The sequence below is a fragment of the Patulibacter minatonensis DSM 18081 genome, assembly GCF_000519325.1.
Taxonomy (GTDB): domain Bacteria; phylum Actinomycetota; class Thermoleophilia; order Solirubrobacterales; family Solirubrobacteraceae; genus Patulibacter; species Patulibacter minatonensis.
The window spans coordinates 2031764-2053749 of the sequence record NZ_KI912613.1 but is presented as its reverse complement, the minus strand read 5'-3'; the positions used below and the strand labels follow the sequence as shown (position 1 = coordinate 2053749).

Genomic DNA, 21986 nt, shown 5'->3' with positions numbered 1-21986 from the left:
GGCCGTCGCCGGACCGAGCGGCCCCGCGGACGGGCCGGGCGCCGCGGCGGGCGCGACCGCGAGCAGGAGCCCGGCGAGCAGGACGGCGAGCCCCGACGACGCCCGCCGCCGGGGACCACGGTCCGCCGTGGGGCCTGCCGTCACGCGTGGCTCAGCTCGCCGGCGGCTCGTCGCGACGGCCCCAGCGCCGTTCGGCGTCGGAGGGCTCGTCGGACGGCGGGAGCCCACCGAGCGGCTGGGAGCCGGGCGGCGGCGCGTCCTGCGCGGGGGCGTCGGACGCGGGCGGGGTGCCCTCGCCGGTGCGCGCGGGGCCCTCCCACGAGGACGCCGACGGCGGGGCCCACCCCGGCGCCGGCTCGTCGAGCGGGGCCTCTGCCGCGTCCCACCGGCGGACGCCCGGGTCGGCCGGGGGCGCGGACCCGCCGCCACCCATCGCCGTGGCGGCCTGCCAGAGGTCGGCGTTGTCGCGGCCGGCGAGGGTGCGGTACGCGGTGACGACCGGGGCGATGTAGCCGGCGGTGAAGACGACGCCGAGCAGCACGGACCCGATCAGGTACGGGATCAGCGCGACGATGCCGACCTCGTCGCTGGTCGAGGCGATCGCGCTGTACAGCAGGGCGAGGATGAAGAAGAGGACCGTGGCCACGACCGTGACGACGATGCCGACGAGGAGCAGGACCCCGAACAGCGACCAGAAGCGTCCGGCGGTGAGCCGCCACGCCCGGCCGTAGGCGGCGAACCCGATGCCCTCGCTGATCGCGATGAACGGCCAGAGGATCAGCCGGACGCCCAGCCACGCGGTGAGTCCGAACGCCGCGAGCCCGGCGATCACGGCGAGCCCCGAGGCGATCGCCCCGAAGACCGCCACCACCACGACCACCACGATCAGGTAGACGAGCGCCATCAGCCAGAAGACGATCGTCAGCCCGACGATCCGCGGGGTCTGCCGCAGGCCGTCGCCGAGGGCCGCCTTCAGCGGCAGGCGGTCCTGCCCCTCGATGGCGCGGTCCGCGGCGCGCACCACGGTGACGATGCTGGCCGTGTAGACGAGGGCGTAGAGCAGGTACATCAGGCTGATCAGGACGATCAGCGTGGTCTCCTGCCCGTCGGTGAAGTCGGCGACCGTGGAGTAGCCCTCGGTGCTGTCGCCGAACACGGTCGACGAGCGGTCGACCTCGATCGTGGTCGCGATGTCCCCGAGCGCGAAGTACGTGATCACGCCGAGCACGACGATGATGAGCGCCCCGATCGCGCCGAAGACCAGCTGCGGCACCATCAGGGACCGCGCGTTGGTCCGGAGCAGCGAGAACCCGCGGTCGAGGGTGACGCCGACGGGCAGCGGGGGCGATTGGTGCTTCTGGGTGCTCACGACGGGGACCTCCACACGGGTTGGCCCGCCGGACCCTAGCCGCTCACGCGGCGCCCCGCGAGGGGATTCGGCCGTTCGACCTACTCGTCGTCCTCGACCTCGTGGACGTCGTCCACCTCGACCGGCGCGGGCCGGAACTGGACGAGCGCCGTGGTGCGTGTGCCGTGGTACGGCACGAGCTCGTTGCGCTTGCGGAGCTTGTCGATCTCGACCTGCATCTCGGCGCGCAGGGTGTCCCGCATCTCGACCGTCTCGCGCTGGAGCTGGACGAGGCGCTCGGCCGCCTGGGCGTACCGCCGCTTCTCGCGCTCCAGCTCGACCTCGAGGGCCAGGACGCGCTCGACCCCGGCCAGGTTCAGGCCGAGGTCGTTGGTCATCTGCTGGATCCGCCGCAGGCGCTCGACGTCGCTGTGGCTGTAGAGCCGCGTGCCTTTCGGCGAGCGCTTCGGCTCGATCAGCCCGCGCTGCTCGTACATGCGCAGCGTCTGCGGGTGCATCTCGGCGAGCTCGGCGGCGACGGAGATCATGAACACGCCGCGGTCGGCGTCGACCTCGATCGTCGTCTGCGTCACACGGGTGCTGCGGACCGTGCCGGTCCGCGGCCGCTTCCCCCGCTGCGCGTCGTCGCCCACCGCGATCAGTCCTCCGAGAACAGCCGGTCGCGACCCGCGGACGGGAAGAGGTCGCCGAACTGCTGCGCGGCGTCGCGCTGCTCGTCGGTCGACGGCTCCGGGACCTCGATGACGAAGCGGTAGCGGATGTCCCCGCGACCGCCGCCCCCGAGCCGCGGTGGACCCTCGCCGCGGAGGCGCTGGAGCGTCCCGTGCTTCGTGCCCGGCGCGACGCGCAGCTTCTTGCGGCCGTCGAGCGTCGGGACCTCGACGTCCGCGCCCTGCACCGCCTCGGCGATCGACAGCGGGACCGTGACCTCGACGTCGTCGCCGTGACGCTCGAAGACCTTCGACGGCGGCACGTGCGTGATGACGAAGAGGTCGCCCGGGGGACCGCCGTTGCGACCGGCCTGCCCCTTCCCGGCCAGCCGGACCCGCGAGCCCTCCTTCACGCCGGGCGGCACGTTGACGCGGTAGCGCTTGGTCGTGTGGACCGCACCCTCGCCCGCGCAGGTGGGGCACGGGTCCTCGATGATCGTGCCGGCGCCCTGGCACCGGGAGCACGGCTGGCTGATCGAGAACAGGCCCTGGCCCTGCGACTCCACGCCGCGGCCCTGGCAGCGGGGGCAGACGATCGGGCTGGTGCCCGGCTTCGCCCCGGTGCCCGAGCACGTGTTGCACGGCGACGCGGTGCGGACGCTCAGCGGCACCTGGGCGCCGTCGATCGCCTGCCGGAACGACAGCGTGACCTCGGCCTCGACGTCGCGGCCGCGCTGCTGCGCGCCACCGGGTCGCGTGCCGCCCGTGCGGCTCTGCCGTCCGGTGCGGCCGCCGAAGACGTTGCCGAGCAGGTCCCCGATCCCGGAGTCCGCGAAGTCGAAGCCGGCGCCGCCGGTCGAGAACGCGCCGCCGAGCCCGCCGAACGCACGGGCCTTGTCGTACTCCTTGCGCTTCTCGGCGTCGGAGAGGACGTCGTGGGCGGCCGAGACCTGCTTGAAGCGCTCCTCCGCCGCGGTGTCCCCCGGGTTGCGGTCCGGGTGGTACTCGCGGGCGAGCTTGCGGTAGGCCTTCTTGATCTCGTCGGCGGTCGCCTTCTTGTCGACGCCGAGGACCGCGTAGAGGTCGGGGCCGTTGTCCTGTCGGGTGCTCATTCAGCGGGTCTCCGGGTGACGGGGATCAGCCCGCCACCACCACTTTCGCAGCCCGGAGGATGTCGTCCCCGCGACGGTACCCCGCCTGGTAGACGGCGAGGATCGTCCCGGCGGGCGTGCCCTCCGGTGCCGGCTGCTGGGTCAGGGCCTCGTGGGCGTGCGGGTCGAACGGTTCCCCCGTCGGGTCGTACGCCTCGATGCCGGCCTGCGAGAGCGCGGCGTGGATCTCGCGGTGCACGATGCGGACGCCCTCGACGAGCTGCGTGTCGCCGGCCGGGTGCGCGGGGTCCTGCTCCTGCGCCTGGTCGACGTGCGCGAGCGCGCGGTCGAGGTTGTCGAGCGCGGGCAGGAGCGCCTTGGCGAGCTTCGCGATGCCGCGGGCCTCGCCGAGCGCGGCGTCGCGCCGCGCACGCTTGCGGACGTTGTCGAGCTCGGCCACGGACCGCACGTAGCGGTCCTTCCAGTCGGGCTCCTCCTCGACGACCGGCTCGGCCTCGACCTCGGCGGACGCCTCGAAGGCGTCCGCCGACGCCTGGTCGGCGTCCGCCGCGGCCTGCTCCTGCGCCTCCTCCGAGCCCGCGGGACCGGCGTCCGTCGCCGCCGCGTCGACGACCTCCCCGTCGACGACGTCCGTCGCCGCGGGGTCACCGCCCGTCGCGGGGTCGCCCGCCCCCGCCGGCGCGGCCGGATCGGGGCCGCCGGGCGCGGCCCCACCGGGGGCCGTGCCGTCCGCCGGCGTCGCGGGGTTCTGGTGGTCGCGCTGCTCGTCGCTCATCGCGTGCTCCTGAGGGGTCGGGGGAGGGTCGGCCGAGGCCTACTTCTCGTCCACGACCTCGGCGTCGACGACGTCCTCCTCGTCGGAGTCGCCCGCGCCGCCGGCCTGACCGTCGGCGCCGCCCGCGGCACCCTCGTTCTCGGCCTGCGCACGCTGGTACAGCTGCTCGGAGACCTTGTGGAAGGCCTGCTCCAGGGCCTCGCGCTTGGCGTTGATCGCCTCGGCGTCGTCGCCCTCGAGCGCGGTGCGCACGGCGGCGATGGCCTCCTCGATCTCCTTGCGCGAGGTCTCGTCGACCTGCTCGCCGAGGTCCGAGAGCTGCTTCTCGGCCTGGTACGCGCCCTGCTCGGCGACGTTGCGGGCCTCGGCCAGCTCGCGCGCCTTCTTGTCGGCCTCGGCGTTCGCCTCGGCGTCGGAGACCATCGACTGGATCTCCTCGTCGGAGAGCCCGCCGCCGGCCTTGATCTCGATCTTCTGCTCCTTGCCCGTGCCGAGGTCCTTCGCGGACACGTTGAGGATGCCGTTGGCGTCGATGTCGAACGTGACCTCGACCTGCGGCACGCCGCGCGGCGCCGGCGGGATGCCCGTCAGCTGGAACTTGCCGAGCGACTTGTTGTAGCTCGCCATCTCGCGCTCGCCCTGGAGCACGTGGATCTCGACCGACGGCTGGTTGTCGTCCGCCGTCGAGAAGATCTCGCTCTTGCGCGTCGGGATCGTGGTGTTGCGCTCGATGAGCTTCGTCATCACGCCGCCCTTGGTCTCGATGCCGACCGTGAGCGGGGTGACGTCGAGCAGGAGGACGTCCTTGACGTCGCCCGAGAGCACGCCGGCCTGGACGGCGGCGCCGACGGCGACGACCTCGTCCGGGTTGACGCCGCGGTGCGGCTCCTTGCCCGTGAGCTCCTTGACCTTCTCCTGCACGGACGGCATGCGGGTCATGCCGCCGACGAGCACGATGTGGTCGATGTTGGCGGCGCCCTTCTCCTTGGCGTCGTCCATCGCCTGGCGGACCGGCGCGACCAGACGGTCGAGCAGGCTCGAGGCCAGGTCGGTCAGCTTCGCGCGGGTGAGGCGGACGTCGAGGTGCTTCGGCCCGGAGGCGTCGGCGGTGATGAACGGCAGGTTGATCTGCGTCTCCTGCGCGGAGGACAGCTCGATCTTCGCCTTCTCCGCGGCCTCGAACAGCCGCTGCAGGGCCATCGGGTCGTTCTTCAGGTCGATGCCCTGGTCCTTCTTGAACTCGCCCGCGAGCCAGTCGACGATCGTCTTGTCGAAGTTGTCGCCGCCGAGGTGGTTGTCACCCGCGGTCGACTTGACCTCGAAGACGCCGTCACCGATCTCGAGCACGGACACGTCGAACGTGCCGCCGCCGAGGTCGAAGACGAGGATCGTCTGGTCGGACTCCTTGTCGAGGCCGTAGGCGAGCGACGCGGCGGTCGGCTCGTTGATGATGCGCTTGACGTCGAGGCCGGCGATCTTGCCGGCGTCCTTCGTCGCCTGCCGCTGGTCGTCGTTGAAGTACGCGGGGACCGTGATGACGGCGCCGTCGACGGTCTCGCCGAGGTACGCCTCTGCATCGGCCTTCAGCTTGGCGAGCGTGATGGCCGAGACCTCCGGCGGGCTGTACTGCTTGCCCTCGGCCTCGATGCGGGCGTCGCCGTTCTGGCCGGCGACGACCTTGTACGGGACCATCGACTCCTCTTCCTGGACCTCCGCCTCCTTGCGGCCCATGAAGCGCTTGACGGAGGAGATGGTGTTCGTCGGGTTGGTGACGGCCTGGCGCTTGGCCACCGCACCCACCAGGCGCTCGCCCTTCGCGAACGCGACGACGGACGGCGTGGTGCGGCCGCCCTCGGAGTTCTCGATGACGGTCGGCTCGCCGCCCTCGAGGACGGCCATGCACGAGTTGGTCGTGCCCAGGTCGATACCGATGATCTTGCCCATGTGGCGCTCCTAGCTCCCTGCGAGGGACTGCGTGAAATCTGAGTGGCAGTATGGCAGATCTTCGGCGGTGAGCCAACGGAGGGTTGAGATTCCCGCCCTGAGCAGGGGTTCGCGACCCGGCCGGGGCACCGACGGACCTGAACCTTGAGTCCCGGGGACGCAGATCGCGGGCGCTCCGGTCGCGACCCAGCCGATCCGCCCCGCGCACCGCCGGCCCGGAGGTAGGCTCGCGCCGCGAGGAGACCTGGGGAGCGATGGAGACCGACGACTGGCGCCGCGTGCGCCGCCTGCACCAGTCGGGCGTGTCGATCAAGGGCATCGCCCGCGAGCTCGGCATGGCGCGCAACACGGTGCGCAAGGCGCTGGCGGCGACCGACCCGCCGGCCGACGGCCGGCGGCAGCGCCCGTCCGCCCTGGACCCGCTCGAGCCCCGGATCGCGGCGCTCCTGCAGCGCGACCCCGACCTGCCCGCCACCGAGATCGCGCGGCGCCTGGGCTGGGAGGGTTCGATGACGACCCTCCGCACCCGCGTGCGACGGCTCCGCGACGCGAACGCCCCGGCGGCCGGCGACGGGGGCCGGCTGCCCGCCGAGGTCACGAGCCTCGTCGGCCGGCGCGAGCAGCTCCAGGAGATCCGGCGGCTCCTGGGGACGACGCGGCTGGTGACCCTGACCGGCGGCGGCGGGATCGGCAAGACCCGCCTGGCCGTGGCCGTCGCGGCACGCCTGCGTCGCTCGCACGGCGACGATGTGCGGCTGGTGGAGCTGGCCGCATTGCGCGACCCGACGCTGCTGGCCCAGACGATCGTCGACCAGCTCGGCCTCGGGCACCACGACGGCTCCCTGCGCAGCCACCGGGAGATCCTCGAGGAGCACCTCGGCGCCCGCGATTCGCTGCTCGTCCTCGACAACTGCGAGCACCTGCTCCCCGCGTGCGCCGAGCTCGTGCGCCACCTGCTCCGGGCCGCCCCCGGGCTGCGGGTCCTCTGCACCAGCCGGCAGGCGCTCGGGCTCGACGGCGAGCACCTGCTCGTCGTGCCGCCGCTCGGCCTGGGCGACACCGACGCGCCCGCCGTCGCCCTGTTCGCCGAGCGGGCCGCGGCCGTCGTCCCCGGGTTCACCGCCGACGGGCCGACGACCGTCGCGATCGGCCGCATCTGCCGCCACCTGGACGGCGTCCCGCTCGCGATCGAGCTGGCCGCCACGCAGCTGCGCCTGCTGTCGGTCGACGACCTCGAGCGGCGGCTGGCCGACCGGATGTTCCTCCTGACCGCCACGGGCCGCCACGGCCCCGAGCGCCACCGGAGCCTGCAGGCGGCGATGGACTGGAGCCGCGAGCTGTGCTCCCCGCTCGAGCGGCGGGTGTGGGCGCGTGCGTCGGTCTTCGCCGGCGGGTTCGACCTGGCCGCCGCCGAGGCGGTGCTCCACGGCGTCGACCCCGCGGCCGTCTTCGAGGCGGTCGGCGGGCTCGTCGACAAGTCGATCCTCCGCCGGGAGGAGCACGACGGCCGGGTGCGGTTCCGGATGCTCGAGCCGATCGCCGAGGCCGGCTTCGCCCAGCTCGACGTCGACGAGCGCGAGGACGCGCGACGCCGGCACCTGGCGTGGTGCGTCGGGCTCGCCGGCGGGCTGACCGCCGAGTGGGCCGGTCCCGCGCAGGAGGACTGGTACCGGCGGATCCGCCTCGAGCACGCGAACCTGCGCTCGGCCCTGGAGTTCGCGATCGGCGACGGCCGGGACCCGCGGGCGGCCCAGGTCCTGACCGGCCGGCCGTGGTTCCTGTGGGCGATCCTCTCCCTGACCGAGCACCGGCTGTGGCTGACCCGGGCGCTCGCGCTCGACGCGTCGCCGACCCCCGAGCGCGCGCGGGCGCTCGGGACGTTCGGGCTCGTCACGACGATGCAGGGCGACCGCGACGCCGCGCGCGAGCCGCTGGCCGAGGCCGAGCGGATCGGCCGGGAGCTCGGCGACCCGCTCGCCGTCGCCTGGGCGGTCCACGGGCGCGGGCTGACCGCGTTCTTCTCCGGGGAGTTCGGGCCGGCGCGGGAGCTCCTGCTCGCCGCCCGCTCGGCGTACGAGGAGCACGGCGCCCCGCCCGACCAGGTCGGCGCGCTCGACGTCCACCTGGGGCTGCTCGGCGTGTTCGACACCGACTTCGCGTGGGCGCAGGCGCAGTTCGAGCGCGTCGCCCTGCGCTCGGAGGGCTGCGGCGAGCGGTGGCTCCTCGCCTATGCGACCGCCGGCCTCGCGTTCGGCGACCTGGCCCGCGAGGAGCTCGACCGCGCCGGCGAGCGGGCGCTGGCCGGGCTGCGGGCGATCAGCGGCTTCCACGACGCGATCGGCGTGTCGCTGACGCTCGACCTGCTCGCCTGGGTCGAGGCCGGGCGCGGGGACAGCGGGCGCGCCGCGGTGCTCTTCGGGGCCGCGTCGGGGTCGTGGCGCTCGTTCGGCGAGCAGCTCTACGGCTCCGACCACTGGATCGCCGAGCGCGAGCGCTTCGAGGGCCGGGTGCGCTCGGACCTGGGTGCCTCGGCGTTCGGCGAGGCGTTCGACCGGGGCGTCGCGATGCCCCGCGACCGGACCCTCGCGCTGGCGCTCAGGACGAACGAGGCCGCGAGCGCGGACGGGACCGGCAGGGCGGGCGACGGTGCCGGCGTCGCGCTCACCGCGCGCGAGGCCGACGTCGCCGAGCTCGTGGCCGAGGGCCTGACCAACCGCGACATCGCGGAACGGCTCGGCGTCTCCCGGCGCACGGTCGACGGGCACGTCAGCAACGCGCTGCGCAAGCTCGGCTTCGAGCGCCGGGCGCTCCTCGCGGTCTGGGCGTCGCGCTCGCGGATCACCCGCTGAGCGCCGGCGCGGGGCGACGGGGCCGCCGCCGCGACCGGCCCGCCGCCGCGCCGTCGGCACCGGCCGCCGCCCACGCCCGGGGGTCACGGTTGCACCGTCGAGGGGGTCACGATCGGACGTCGACCCCCGGTACCCGCGCGCCGGTCCCCGCGGACCCGCACGGTGACCGGGGGTTTCGGCGTCCGCCCGAAAGTCGGGTGCTCCTACCGGTTGCGCCCGGACCTCCGCCGATGTGACGCTGGGCACAGAAGCAGTCGATGCAGGTCCACGGAGGTGGAGCCACATGGAGTTCGGTTTTTTGACGCAGGCGTACGTGCCGCAGGCATGGCGCGACAAGGACCCCAACGCGGAGCACACCGTCCTGATGGACGACTTCGACCTCTGCCTCGAGGCCGAGGCGGCCGGGTTCAAGAACATCTGGCTCTCCGAGCACCACTTCCTCGACGAGTACTCGCACCTCTCCGCGAGCGACGTCTTCCTCGGGGCGCTCGCCAGCCGCACGACGACGGCGCACCTCGGCTCCGGCATCTTCAACCCGCTGCCGAAGACGAACCACCCGGCGAAGGTCGCCGAGCGCGTCGCGATGCTCGACCACCTGACCGAGGGCCGCTTCGAGTTCGGCACCGGCCGCGGCGCGGGCAGCTTCGAGATCTCGGGCTTCCACGACGAGCTCGCGGGCAACCCTTCCGGCACGAAGCCGATCTGGGAGGAGACGATCCGCGAGTTCCTGAAGATGTGGAGCCAGGAGACCTACCAGGGCTTCGAGGGCGAGTCCTGGCGCATGGATCCCCGGCCGATCCTGCCCAAGCCGTACGGCAAGGGCCATCCGGCCATGTGGTACGCCGCCGGCAACCCGCCGAGCTACGTCATGGCCGCCCAGAAGGGCCTCGGCGTCCTCGGCTTCTCGCTCGACACCATCGAGGTGGCCGAGGGGATCATCAGGAGCTACAAGGACGCGATCGTCGACGCCGAGCCCGTGGGCGCGTTCGTCAACGACAACCTCATCGTCGCGTGCGGCTTCAACTGCATCGCCGAGGACCGCGACCAGGCCCGCCGCGAGTTCCTGGACGGGGGCATCGGCTACCACATGAGCCAGGTCTTCCGGTACCACGACACGTTCCCGCGTCCCGACGGCCTGCCGGTCTGGCCGGACCTGATCCCCGACCCGGACGAGGCGATGATGGACGGGATGATCGGCGCCGGGTCCGCGATCGTCGGCGACCCGCACGACGCGCTCGAGCAGGTCAAGCGCTGGGAGGCGCTCGGCGTCGACCAGCTCCTGATGCTCCGCGGCACGAAGACCAAGGAGCAGTGCTCGGAGATGATCCGGCTCATGGGCGAGCACGTCATCCCGAAGCTCGACACGGACCCCGTCCACCGCACGACCCGGATGCGCCAGGCGGCCTCGGCCGTCGCGGCGTGACCCGACCAACCATGCACGCGGAGGCGACGGCGCGCGGCCCGTCGAGCTGACGGACGTCGTACGGCGTGCCGGGCGACTCCGAGGGCGGTGGGGGCCGCGCGCGACCCGTCGATCTGACCGCGCGACGGTCCCGCGACGGGGTGGCGCCCGGCCACCCCGCCGCAGCGCGCACGCGCCAATCGGCGGACCGGCGTCATCGGTCGGATCCACCGTCCCGCACGGGCGATCCGCTCCGGCGACGCCCGAGAGGCGTGGCCGGACGCGCCACGCCTCCTGCGATGCTGCCGCGCCGATGGTCGACGACTTCGATCTGGACGCCGCCGAGCTCCGTGCCGGGCGCGCGGACCTGCCCCGCTTCGTCGAGGTCCTCGCGGTCAAGCTCGAGGACACGCTGCCGCAGCACACCGTGGTCGAGCGGCGGTCGGTGCGGTTCCTCTCCCGGGAGAAGCAGGTCGCCGCGATCGACGTCGACCTCGGCGAGGAGGGCTTCGGCCTGCGCCGGGACGGCCACCGCATCACGGCGGTCCGCAAGAAGGTCGTCCGCGGCATCACGATCGCGAACGAGGAGCTGCCCGTCGCCGACTGGGTCGAGGCGCTGACCCGCTCGATCGGCCGCGAGGCCGGCGAGGCCAGTGCCGCGCACGTCGCGCTCTCCGGACTGCTCGGCTGACATGGGCTTCCTCCGGCGCCTCCTCGGGGACGACGACGCACCGGCGCCCGACGGCACGCCGGGGCCGACCCGCGAGGAACGGAAGGCGCGCGAGCAGGCGGCCGAGGCGGAGCGCGAGACGTCGACCCGGCAGCTCGAGGCCGGCGGCCTCCCCGTCCACGCGGAGCGGCGGCTGCGCGAGCTGCGGGCCGACCGCGAGGGCCGCGCCGACGGGGACACGTTCTTCACCTCCGACCTGACGGTGGACGAGTTCGCGTTCTGCGACCTCGACGGGCTGCGCCCGATCACGCAGGTGATGGGCTCGTCGATCTACCACGTCGGGTTCCAGTGGATGCCGTCCTACCGCAGCTGGGGGTCGTCGCAGGAGCTCTCGACGGTCTCCCACGCGTGGAACGAGGCCCGACGTCTGGCGCTCGATCGTCTCGCGCTCGAGGCGCAGCTCGCCGGCGCGCACGCGGTCGTCGGGGTGCGCCTGAGCCGCTCGGCCCACGCGTTCGCCGCGGACGGCGTGGAGTGGATCGCGACCGGGACCGCGGTCGCGGTGCCGGGGACGCCGGTGCCCGAGCGCCCGCCGATCTGCGACCTCAGCGCCCAGGACTTCTGGAAGCTCCGGCAGGCCGGCTACGCGCCCGTCGGGGTCGTCGGTCACACGACCTCGTTCTACATCGTCGCGTCGTACCAGACCCAGCGCGCGATGCAGGGCGGCCGGTTCTTCGGCGGCGCCAAGAACCAGGAGCTCGGCGACTTCACCCAAGGGATGTACGACGCCCGGGCGCTCGCGATGCGCAGCGTCCGGCAGCAGGCGACCGCGATCGACGCCCACGGCCTCGTCGGCGTCACCGTCGAGCAGACGCACCGCGTCCACAAGGTCAGCACCGGGAACGACTCCGAGCGCGAGGACCTGATCGTGGACTTCCACGTGCTCGGGACCGCGATCGGGCAGCCCGGCGCGCCGATCGCCCCGACCCCGGCCGCGACCACGGTGTGGCTGTGAGCCGTCCGACCCCTTCCCGCCGCACCGAACCCCAGGAGCCCCAGCGATGAGCCAGCCCTACGACCCGAACTCGCTCGAGGGCGTGCCGCAGCACGGGCGCGAGCGCCTCGAGCAGAACCGCCGCGGGCTGTTCACGTCCGACCTGTCGGTCAACGAGTTCCTGCTCGTCAAGCAGGCCGGCTTCGACCCGCTGGGCCTCGTCGTCGGCTCGTCGATCTACCACATCGGCTTTCAGCAGAGCTCGTGGAAGCAGAGCCAGGAGATGGAGGTCCTCTCCCAGGCGATGTACCACGCCCGCGAGCTCGCGATGACGCGGATGGAGGAGGAGGCCGACCAGCTCGGCGCCGACGGCGTGGTCGGCGTGCGGCTCGAGGTCGGCCGCTACGACTGGGGCGAGAACATGGCCGAGTTCCTGGCCGTCGGCACCGCGATCAAGCACCGCGAGGGCGAGCTCCACCGCGCCCCCAACGGCCGGCCGTTCACGTCCGACCTGTCGGGCCAGGACTTCTGGACCCTGCTGCAGACCGGCTACCGCCCCGTCGGCCTGACGATGGGCACCTGCGTCTACCACGTGGCCCACCGCGGGATGTTCCAGGCGATGAAGCAGGCCGGCCAGAACGTCGAGCTGACGAACTACACGCAGGCGCTCTACGACGCCCGCGAGCTGGCGATGGAGCGCATGCAGGCGGAGGCCGAGGCCGCGCAGGCGGAGGGCATCGTCGGGGTCCGCCTGCACGAGCGCAGCCACGGCTGGGGCTCGCACGTCATCGAGTTCTTCGCGATCGGCACGGCGATCGTGCCGGTCTCCGACGACCACACGATCCCGCCCCCGACGACGGTGCTGCCGCTCACCGGGTGAGCGCAGGGCCGAACGGCCGTGGACGGTCGTCGGATCGGCGTGTAGCGTCGCGGCGGTGCAACGGACCGGGCTCCTGACCTGCGCAGCAGCGCTCATCCTCGCGGCCTCTGGCTGCGGCGGCGACGGACCGGCCGGCGAGAGGACCGGGTCCGCGACCTCGGGCTCCGGCACATCGGCGTCGAACCGGGTCGTCCGGGATCGGGCCATCGTCGCGCAGGGACTGCTGCGCCGCGCCGACCTGCCGACCGCATGGGGTGGCGAGCAGCGCGTCCCGGCGTCGGAGCTCCCGGAGGCCGGGTCGTCCAGCACCCGTGGCCCGACTCCGCTGATCACGGCGCAGGCCGGACGGTCGTTCACCCGCGGCAAAGCGTTCGTGCAGTCGGTCGCCACGGTCTACGACACCGCCGAGACCGCGGAGCGGGGATTCCGCACCGCTGTCTCTGACCGCGGCCGGGCGTCGGCGGTCGACCAGGCGCGGACGCTGCTGGAGGCCAAGGCCGGACAGCTGCAGGCCACCGTCGGGGACGTCACCGCGACGGTCGCCCCGCTCACCGGTGCGGGAGACGACCGCGCCGAGATCACCACCACCGCATCCCTGCAGAGCGGTGGGGAGACGCTCGAGATCCACTTCTTCACGGCGGTCCGGCGAGTCGGCCGCGGGCTCTCGACCGTCCAGGGGAACGACCTCGGCCCGACGCTCGACACCGCGGAACGACACCGAGCGAGCGAACGGGCGGCCGAGCACCTGCAGGCCGCGCTGGCAGGCGGATAGCCCTCCCGCGCTACTTCCGGCGCGCCGTCAGCGTCTTCCGGACGTTGCGGCTCTTGCCGTTCGGTGCGGTGACCTTGAGCGTCGCGCGGATCGTCAGCTTGCGCTTCGTGCTCAGGATCTTGCGGGCCGCGGCGGGCAGGCGCACGTTCAACGTGCGCGACCTCTTCGCGCCGAGCGTGAACGACTTCGTCGCGTACTTCACGGCCTTCCGCTTCCCGGACTTCGGCGTCGTCGCGGTCAGCCGCGCCTTGACGCTGAACGCGTTCGTGTTGCGGAATGTGATCTTCGCGGGGCCACGGGTCGAGATGCGGGTGGCCCGGAGCTTCAGCGAGACCTTGGTGCTCTTCGCGAAGCCGGCCTTGGCGGGAGTCGTGGTGCCGGGGCCTCCCGGGAGGACCGGGGCGGGCGCGGAGATCGGCGCGACCGTCGTCGACGGCGGCCCGTCGCCCACGGCCAGGCCGTTCAGCGGGGCCTCGGGGTCGAGCGTCCCGCGCAGCGTGGCGGTGCCGCTGGGCAGGTCGATCGCGTAGAGCGCGGACGGCGCGTCCGGGGTCTTCAGGACGGCCAGGCCGGTGCCGCTCGCCGCCGCGTTGGCGGACGCGGACGTCACCGCAGGCGGCAGGTCGAAGCCCCCGACCCCGGTGAACGCGAGGGGCTGCCCGCCCACGCTCAGCGGCTGGGCGTTCGTCGTCGTCCCGGCGTTCGGCGGGTTCTGGATCAGCAGCCGGCTCGTCTTCGGGCTGAGCACGTACTGCGTCGTCACGCCGCCCTCGAGCGGCTGCCCGAACGCGTTGGAGTACGCGGTCGCGGCACCGTCGGTCGCGGCACCGTTCAGCGCACCGTCCGTGTTCGTGCCCGGCGTCGTCGTGTTGCCGTCGACCGCCGCGCCGGTGTCGGGGTGCACCCGGGCGTTCAGGCCGATGCCCGTGGTGATGCGGACGCGATCGACCGTCGGGTTGACGTCCACGCCGTAGCCGGCCGAGACGGGCGGCAGGTCGACGGGGGTCGTCCCGTCGGCGCCGACGTACGCGACCGACCCCGGGGTGCCGATCGCGGTCGCCACGCCGGACTGCGGGTCGACGCGGTAGAGCGTGCCCTTGTCCGCCTCCGCGTCCACGCCGAGGAGCAGGAGCTGCCCCGTCTGGGGGCGCCAGTCGATGCCGGCCGGGGCCTCGCCGGCGGTCAGGCCGGTGATCGCGACGGGCGTGGCGGTCGTCGAGGCGGCGGTGTCGAAGCGGCGGAGCTGTCCGGCGGTCGCGACGATCGCGGGCAGGCCGCCCGGGACGGCCTCCTGCTGGATCGCGATCCCCTGGACCGGCTTCCCGTCGCCGAGGATCCCGAGCGGGGAGGCCGCCCCGGTCGCCAGGTCGATGCGGACGAGGAACGGGATCCCGCCGAGCGTCGCCGAGGCGAGCGCGGCGCTGCCGGCGGGCGCCTCGGCGTTGTTCGCGCCCACGTCGACGCCGGGCGCGATGTCGAAGCCGCCGATCGCGGAGAGCGTCAGCGGGAGGCCGAGCATCGTCACCGACCGCGGCGCGGTCTGGGTGCCGTCGTTCGGCGGGGTCTGGAGCTGGAGCTTCCCGTCCGCGCCGCTGAGCGTGTAGAGCGTCGTCGCCGTCGCGTTCGGGCGGTTGTTCGTGTACGCGGCGCCGTCGACCGTCGTCGAGCCGCCGTTGATCGCCTTGTCGGTCCCCGCAACCGTCCCCGTGTTCGGGTCCAGGCGCAGGTTGACCCCGGTGTCGCTGACCACGCGGATGCGGTCGACGGTCGGGTTGAAGTCGAAGCCGAAGGCCGTGCCCGTCGTCGCGATGGGCTCGCCGAGCGGCGTCGCCTGACCCGTCCGGGCGCTCAGGGCGTAGAGCCGGATCGTGTTCGCCGAAGCGTTGTGGCCGAGCCCGTAGAGGAACCCGTTCTGCGGCCGGACGTCGATGCCGGCGAGCACGTCGCCGTCGGCGAGGCCCGTCACCGAGACCGGCGCGGTGGCCTCCCCCGGGCGGTCCGTGGGCGCCGACGACAGCCGGTTCTCGCTGAGCACGATCGTCCGGCTCGCCGGATCGGCCGCGAGCGCGGCGGACGGGGCGGCGAGCCCGGCGAGCACCCCGCCGGCGAGGAGGAGCTGACGGGCGAGCCTGGGACGTTCCATGGTCGTCCCGACCCTAGGGCGGCGCGAGCGTTCGTGCGCCAGTTCACTCCGATCGCGCCACGTCGTTCGGAGTCCGCCGCGCGCGATGCGGGCCGCCACGCGGCGTCGGGTGGGCCCGCGGGCCCACCCGACGCCGGGCGCTACTTCTTGCGCGCGGTCAGCGTCTTCGTGACCGTGCGGCTCTTGCCGTCCGGCGCGGTGACCTTGAGCGTGACCTTGATCGTCAGCTTCTTCTTCGGCCCGAGGACGCGGCGCGCGGCCTTCGACAGCTTGATCGTCGCGGTCCGGGACGTCTTCGCGTCGATCGTGAACGACTTCGACGCGTACTTGATCGCCTTGCGCTTGCCGGACTTCGGCGTCGTCGCCTTGAACGACACCTTGACCGCGAACGCGTTGGCGTTCTTGACCGTGACCTTCACGGGACCGCCCGAGGAGACCTTCGTCCGCGTGAGCTTCAGCGTGACCTTCGTGCTGGAGGCGAACCCGGCCTTCGGCTTGGTCGGCGTCGTGGGCTTCGTGGGTGTCGTCGGGGTGGTGGGCGCGGGCGTCGTCGGGGTGGTCACCGGCGGGACGACGACCGGGCGCGTGATCGCCGGGGGCGGACCGTCACCGACGGCGAAGCTCGTCGGGACGATCGGAGCCGCCGGCGTGCCGCCGGTCCCGAGGTTGCCCTTCAGCGTGGCGGCACCGGTGGCGAGGTCGATCGAGTAGAGCGCGGACGGGGTCGCCGCCGTCCCGACGAACGCGTAGCCGACGCCGGAGGTGGCCGCCGCGTTCGCGGTCGCGGTCCGCGTGGCGGCCGGGATGTCGAAGCCCTGGACCGCGGTCAGGTCGAGCTTGGTGGTGCCGACCTTGAAGTCCTTGCCCGCGGTCTGCGTCCCGTCGTTCGGCGGCGCCTGGATCTGCAGCTGGTCGGTCTTCGTGCTGATGCCGTACTGCGTCGTCACGCCCCCGGTGAGCGACTGCCCGAAGGCGTTGGTGTAGGCGGTGCCGGCGACCTCCTTGTCGGTGGGGTTCTGCGCGGCGTCCGGCTGGTTGCCGAGGTTCGCCGAGTCGGTGTCGACCGGCTTCCCGGTGGTCGGATCGACACGGAAGTTCAGGCCGTTGGCGTTGACCACACGAACACGGTCCACCGTCGGGTTGACGTCGATGTCCCAGCCCGAGGCCGGCAGGTCGACGGCCGTCCCCGGGAGGGTGATGTTGACGATCGGGACGACGGTCGGAAGCGTGGTCAGCGCGATCGAGCTCTGGGCCCCGATCGCCGTGGCCACCCCCGTCTGCGGGTCGACCACGTAGAGCGTGCCGGTCTTCGCGGTCGTGTCGATCGCCAGGAGGAGCAGCTGCCCGGTCTGCGGCCGCCAGTCGACCGCGACCGGGAGCTCGCCGGTCTTCACGCCCGAGATCGCGGCATCGGCGCCGCCCAGCGGATCGGCCGTGTTGAAGCGTCGCAGCGTGCCGGCCGTCGTCCCGGTGATCGCCACGGACGGGAGACCCCCGACGACGGCCTCCTGCTGGATCGCGAGACCCTGAACCGGCTGCTTGCCGTCGCCGATCACGCCGATGGGCGTGAGCGCGCCGGTCGCGAGGTCGACCTTCGTGAGCACCGCGGTGGACTGGTAGTTCGCGGCGATGTAGCCGACGCTGCCGGCCGGGGCCGCAGCGTCGTCCGCCGTCACGTCGACGCCCGGCGCGATGTCGAAGCCCCCGGCGTCGGTGATGTCGATCGCCGTCCCGCCGAAGTTCAGCGCGACCGGCTTCGTCTGGACCCCGCCGTTCGGCGGCGCCTGGAGGTACAGCTTGTCGCCGCCGCCACTCAGCGTGTAGAGCGTCGTGAACTTCGCGTTCTGCGCGCTGTTCGTGTACGCAGCGCCGTCGAGCTTCGGTGCCGTGGCGCCCGCGGTGGCGTCGGCGATGTCGGTGTCCGTCCCGACGAGTGCGCCGGTGTTCGGGTCCAGCCGGAGGTTCTTGCCGGTGCTCGCGACGACCCGGATACGGTCGGCCTTCGGGTTGAAGTCGAAGCCGAACGTCGTGCCCGCGGCGGTGCCGACGCCGGAGGTCGTGATCGCGGCGCCGACCGGCGTCGCCTGCCCGGTGCGGGCGCTCAGCGCGTAGAGCTGGATCGAGCCGGCCGTCGCGTTGTAGCCGAGGCCGTAGAGCGCCCCGTTCTGCGGGCGGGTGTCGATGCCGACGAGGTGGTCGCCGGACGTGAGGCCGGTGACGGCGACGGTCGCCGAGGCGGTCCCGTCGGCCGGGAACGCGGTCTCGAAGGTGATGAGGCGGTCGTTGCTGAGGACCGTGGCCTGGCTGGCGGCGTCGGCCGCGAGGGCGTTCGCTGGGACGGCGAGGCCGGCGAGCACGCCGCCGGCGATCAGGGTGCGGCGGAGGAGCCGAGGGGATGACATCGACCGACCCTGTCGCGCGCGGTGGACCGTGTCAACAGGCACGGTCCACCGATACGCGACGGGAACCCGGGCGCCACCGGTTCGCTACGAACCGGGGCTGGCGGGGCTACTTCTTGCGGGCGGTCAGCGTCTTCCGGACGGTGCGGCTCTTCTTGTCCGGTGCGGTGACCTTGAGCGTCACCTTGATCGTCAGCTTCTTCTTGCTCGACAGGACCTTGCGGGCCGCCGACGGGAGCCTGACGTTCACCGTGCGGGACGAGGACGCCTTGACCGTGTAGGTCTTCGTCGCGTACTTGATCGCCTTGCGCTTGCCGGACTTCGGCGTCGTCGCCTGGATCCGGACCTTCACCGCGAACTTGTTCGTGTTGCGGAACGTGACCTTCGCCGGGCCCTTGGACGAGATCTTCGTCGCACGGAGCTTGACCGTCAGCTTCGTGCTGGAGCCGAAGGACGCGGGCTTCGGGGGCGTCACGACCGGGGGAGTGACCACCGGCGGCGTGACGACGGGCGGGGTCACGACGGGCGGCGTGACGACCGGGGGCGTCACCGGCCGGTCCTTCGGGGCGGGCGGGCCGTCACCGGTGGCGAAGCTCGCCGGTGCCGTGGTGAACGCCCCGGCGTTCGTCGTGGCACCGGTGGTCAGGTCGATCGCGTAGAGGCCGGTCGTCCCGCCGACCGTCAGGGCGGCGAGGCCCTTCCCGGCCGCGACCGCGTTGTTGGTCGTCACGGCGACCGCAGGCGGGATGTCGAATCCCTTGACGCCCGTGATGTCGAGCGCCGAGCCCGAGAGCGTCAGCGGCTTCGGTGCGGTCTGCGTCCCGGCGTTCGGCGGGTTCTGGATCAGCAGCTGGTCGTTCGCGACGCTCAGGCCGTACTGCGTCGTCGGCTGCGTCGCCGGGATCGCGGCCGCCTGGCCGTACGAGTTCGTGTAGGCCGTACCGAAGATGTCCGCTCCGGTCGTCCCCACACCGCCGTTGTTCAGGTCGCCGTCCGTGTTGACGTTCGGGAGCACCGCGACGCCCCCGTTGTTCCCGTCGACGGCGACGGGCGCCGCGTCCGCGACCGTCGGATTCAGCCGGAAGTTCAGCCCGGAGCTCGTGACGACGCGAACACGGTCGACCGTCGGGTTGACGTCGATGTCGTAGCTCGTGGTCGCGGGATCCGGGAGGTCGACCGCCGCGCCCGCGGGAGTCTGGAACGCGACGGAGTCGGCGGAGCCGATCCTCGTCGCCGCGCCGGTCTGCGGGTCGACGCGGTACAGGTTGCCGGTGTTGTTCGTCGCGTTGACGGAGAGCGCGAGCAGCTGACCGGTCTGCGGCCGCCAGTCGATCGCGACGAGCTTGTCGCCCGCGGGGATCGCCGGGGTGCCGACGATCGCGGGGCCGTCGGTGCCCGTGCCCGGGGTCGCCGAGTTGAAGCGACGGATCTTGTCGTCCGTCGTCAGTGCGACGGAGGGCAGGCCGCCGGGGGTCGTCTCCTGCAGGATCGCGAGGCCCTCGACGTCAGTGGCGCCGTTGCCGACGAGGCCGACGGGTGTCGTGTTCCCGGTGAAGAGGTCGATCTTGACCAGGAAGTTGAGCGTCCCGACCTTGAACGCGGCGTATCCGGCACCGCCGGTCGGTACGTCGCCGTTGTTCGCCACGGCCGCGACGCCGGGGGCGATGTCGAAGCCCCCCGCCGCACCGAAGTCGGCCTCGATGCCGTTGACCTTCAGCGACCGCGAGGCGGTCTGCTCACCGTCGTTCGGGGACGGTGTCCCGTCGGTGCCCGTCTGGATGTAGAGACGGTTGTTCGCCCCACTGAGCGTGTAGAGCGTGGTGACCGCAGCGTTCTGCTGGTTGCTCGTGTACGCCGCGGCGTCCACCTTGCTGTCGACCGGGTTGATGGCCGTGTCCGCCGCGACGAGCACCCCCGTGTTCGGATCGATGCGGAGGTTGAGCCCCGAGTCGGAGACGACGCGCAGCCGGTCCACCGCCGGGTTGAAGTCCACACCGAACTTCGTGGCGTCCAGCGTGGCGGCGGCGGGGATGGGTGTGCCGAGCGGCGTGGCGATGGCCGTGCGGGCGCTGATCGTGTAGACCCGGATCGTGTCGTCCGCAGCGTTCGCGGCCACGCCGTAGAGCTGACCGTTCTGCGGGCGCACGTCGATGCCGACGAGCCTGTCCGTCCCGACCAGCCCGGTCACCGCGACCGGAGCGGTCGCCTCGGTCGGGAAGGCGGTCTCGAACGTCGAGATCTTGTTGTCGGTGGTGAGGACGACCGCCGTGCTGGCGGGGTCGGCCGCGAAGGCGGCGGATGGGACGGCGAGGCCGGCGAGGAGGCCGCCCGCGAGTGCGGCGCGGCGGAGGTGCTTCGGACGTGACATGGGCGCACCCTTACCCGTGTCGACACCAGTGTCAAACCGCCAGGATCATCCGATCACGACAGGAAGTGAGGCGCGCCACAACCGGCGCATACGGCGTCTCGGTCTGCTAAACCCAGCGATCGGCCTGGCCTACCAGGGCGCCTTCTCGTAGTCCTTGAGGAAGCAGCCGTGGACGTCCTCGCCGGCCTCGCCTCGGATGATCGGGTCGTAGACGCGGGCGGCGCCGTCGACGAGGTCCAGCGGGGCGTGGAAGCCGATGTCCGCCAGGCGCATCTTCTGCGGGTGCGGGCGCTCGTCGGTGATCCACCCGGTGTCGACGGCGGTCATGAGGATGCCGTCCTGCTCGAGCATCTCGCGCGCGCTGGTGCGCGTGAGCATGTTGAGCGCGGCCTTCGCCATGTTCGTGTGCGGGTGCCCGGAGCCCTTGTACCAGCGGCCGCCGAACTGGCCCTCCATCGCGGAGACGTTGACGATGTAGGTCCTGCGGGCGGACGACGCGGCGAGGGCGGCGCGCAGGCGGGTGACGAGGATGAACGGCGCGGTCGCGTTGCAGAGCTGGACCTCGAGCATCTCCATCGCGTCGACCTCGCCGACGTTCTGGACCCAGCTGTTGGTGTCGTGCAGGTCGGGCACGAGGCCGCCGGCGTCGATCGCGGTGCCGGCCGCGATCCGGGCCGGGGTCGCCGAGCGCGCCTCGAGCGCCATCTGGCTGACGAGCGCCGGGGTCGGGGTCCAGTGGTCGCCGGTCGACTCGGCGAGCGCCGTCGGGCGGACGTCGCCGGGCCGGCCGAGCGTCATGACGTCCGGCATCCGGCCGCCGGGCAGCGCCGCGGCCTCCGCCTCGGCCAGCAGCGCGTAGGACTCCGGCGACCGACGGACGGTCTGGGCCGCGTTGTTGATGAGGATGTCGAGCGGCCCGCCGGCGGCGACCTCGTCCGCGAGCGCCGTCACCTGGGTCGGGTCGCGCAGGTCGAGCCCGACGATGTGCAGGCGGTCGATCCACTCCGCGCTGTCGGGCATCGCGGAGAACCGCCGGACGGCGTCGCGCGGGAAGCGCGTGGTGATGGTCAGGTCCGCCCCGTCGCGCAGCAGGCGCAGCGCGATGTACATGCCGATCTTCGCGCGGCCGCCGGTGAGCAGCGCGCGCTTGCCGGTGAGGTCGGTGCGGGCGTCGCGGCGCGCGTGGTTCTTCGCCGCGCAGGGCGGGCAGAGCTGGTGGTAGAAGGCGTCGACCTCGCGGTACCCCTGCTTGCAGACGTAGCAGGCGCGGTCCTCCAGGAGGACGCCGGCGATCGCGCCCTTCGCCTCGGAGACGAGCTCGAGGCCCTGCGTCTCGTCGTCGATCCGGCCGGGGGCGCCGGTCGCCGTGAGGTTCGTGATCGCCTCGTCGTGCGCGACGATCGCGGCACGGCGCTCGGACCGGCGGCGGCGGCGGACGGTCTTGTAGATCTTCGACGTCGCGCGCTGGATCGCGAGCGCGTCGGCGTGGTCCTCGCCGAGCGCCTCGGCCTGCGCCAGGACCTTCAGGCAGATCGCCAGCTCCGCGGGATCGATCGCCGCGAGCGGGTCGACGGCCGTCGACCCGGCCTCGTCCTCGTGCTCGATCTCCTGCGTCATCGCCGCGCCCGTCATCCCCGCCGTCGCCCTCGTGGTCGTCGC

The 21986-nt window shown here is 73.0% G+C and carries 15 protein-coding genes; 6 read left to right on the top strand and 9 right to left on the bottom strand.

Annotated elements, in window-relative coordinates; translation table 11 throughout:
- Positions 1 to 151: 151 nt before the first annotated feature.
- From PATMI_RS0109430 to dnaK, 5 genes are all read right to left on the bottom strand, one after another.
- A complete protein-coding gene (locus tag PATMI_RS0109430) occupies positions 152 to 1369 on the bottom strand; it encodes a hypothetical protein (RefSeq protein ID WP_157260692.1) in 1218 nt (405 codons plus the stop codon).
- Between the two features lie 80 nt (positions 1370 to 1449).
- Positions 1450 to 2001: a heat shock protein transcriptional repressor HspR gene (locus tag PATMI_RS28775; protein ID WP_051471267.1), complete on the bottom strand. Its 552-nt coding sequence runs from the start codon at positions 1999 to 2001 to the stop codon at positions 1450 to 1452.
- 5 nt (positions 2002 to 2006) lie between these two features.
- Complete coding sequence (dnaJ, locus tag PATMI_RS0109420; protein ID WP_026910711.1) at positions 2007 to 3131, bottom strand: molecular chaperone DnaJ; 1125 nt, start codon at positions 3129 to 3131, stop codon at positions 2007 to 2009.
- Between the two features lie 25 nt (positions 3132 to 3156).
- Positions 3157 to 3906 (bottom strand): nucleotide exchange factor GrpE, encoded by a 750-nt coding sequence (locus PATMI_RS34235; protein WP_051471266.1) that lies wholly within the window; start codon positions 3904 to 3906, stop codon positions 3157 to 3159.
- A gap of 39 nt (positions 3907 to 3945) precedes the next feature.
- Complete coding sequence (dnaK, locus tag PATMI_RS0109410; RefSeq protein WP_026910710.1) at positions 3946 to 5850, bottom strand: molecular chaperone DnaK; 1905 nt, start codon at positions 5848 to 5850, stop codon at positions 3946 to 3948.
- Between the two features lie 254 nt (positions 5851 to 6104).
- On the opposite strand from dnaK, the gene PATMI_RS0109405 reads away from it, so the two are divergent.
- The 6 genes from PATMI_RS0109405 to PATMI_RS0109380 all read left to right on the top strand — a co-directional run bounded on the left by PATMI_RS0109405 (position 6105) and on the right by PATMI_RS0109380 (position 13417).
- Positions 6105 to 8699: a LuxR C-terminal-related transcriptional regulator gene (locus PATMI_RS0109405; RefSeq protein ID WP_051471265.1), complete on the top strand. Its 2595-nt coding sequence runs from the start codon at positions 6105 to 6107 to the stop codon at positions 8697 to 8699.
- Positions 8700 to 8982: 283 nt separating this feature from the next.
- The gene (locus tag PATMI_RS0109400; protein WP_051471264.1) at positions 8983 to 10122 is read left to right on the top strand and encodes an LLM class flavin-dependent oxidoreductase; all 1140 of its coding nucleotides are present in this window, start codon (positions 8983 to 8985) and stop codon (positions 10120 to 10122) included.
- Between the two features lie 292 nt (positions 10123 to 10414).
- The gene (locus PATMI_RS36610; RefSeq protein WP_026910707.1) at positions 10415 to 10792 is read left to right on the top strand and encodes a hypothetical protein; all 378 of its coding nucleotides are present in this window, start codon (positions 10415 to 10417) and stop codon (positions 10790 to 10792) included.
- Between the two features lies 1 nt (position 10793).
- Positions 10794 to 11786, top strand: coding sequence for a heavy metal-binding domain-containing protein (locus PATMI_RS28765; RefSeq protein WP_051471263.1), 993 nt, complete (start codon positions 10794 to 10796; stop codon positions 11784 to 11786).
- Positions 11787 to 11832: 46 nt separating this feature from the next.
- The gene (locus PATMI_RS0109385) at positions 11833 to 12645 is read left to right on the top strand and encodes a heavy metal-binding domain-containing protein (RefSeq protein WP_026910706.1); all 813 of its coding nucleotides are present in this window, start codon (positions 11833 to 11835) and stop codon (positions 12643 to 12645) included.
- Positions 12646 to 12700: 55 nt separating this feature from the next.
- Positions 12701 to 13417 (top strand): hypothetical protein, encoded by a 717-nt coding sequence (locus tag PATMI_RS0109380; protein ID WP_026910705.1) that lies wholly within the window; start codon positions 12701 to 12703, stop codon positions 13415 to 13417.
- A 10-nt stretch (positions 13418 to 13427) separates the two neighbouring features.
- Here PATMI_RS0109380 and PATMI_RS0109375 read toward each other — a convergent pair whose 3' ends face one another.
- From PATMI_RS0109375 to PATMI_RS0109360, 4 genes are all read right to left on the bottom strand, one after another.
- The gene (locus tag PATMI_RS0109375; RefSeq protein WP_026910704.1) at positions 13428 to 15560 is read right to left on the bottom strand and encodes a DUF4394 domain-containing protein; all 2133 of its coding nucleotides are present in this window, start codon (positions 15558 to 15560) and stop codon (positions 13428 to 13430) included.
- Between the two features lie 140 nt (positions 15561 to 15700).
- Positions 15701 to 17962: a DUF4394 domain-containing protein gene (locus PATMI_RS0109370; protein WP_026910703.1), complete on the bottom strand. Its 2262-nt coding sequence runs from the start codon at positions 17960 to 17962 to the stop codon at positions 15701 to 15703.
- Positions 17963 to 18068: 106 nt separating this feature from the next.
- The gene (locus tag PATMI_RS0109365; protein ID WP_026910702.1) at positions 18069 to 20327 is read right to left on the bottom strand and encodes a DUF4394 domain-containing protein; all 2259 of its coding nucleotides are present in this window, start codon (positions 20325 to 20327) and stop codon (positions 18069 to 18071) included.
- A 129-nt stretch (positions 20328 to 20456) separates the two neighbouring features.
- The gene (locus tag PATMI_RS0109360) at positions 20457 to 21944 is read right to left on the bottom strand and encodes an SDR family NAD(P)-dependent oxidoreductase (protein ID WP_051472345.1); all 1488 of its coding nucleotides are present in this window, start codon (positions 21942 to 21944) and stop codon (positions 20457 to 20459) included.
- Positions 21945 to 21986: the final 42 nt, after the last annotated feature.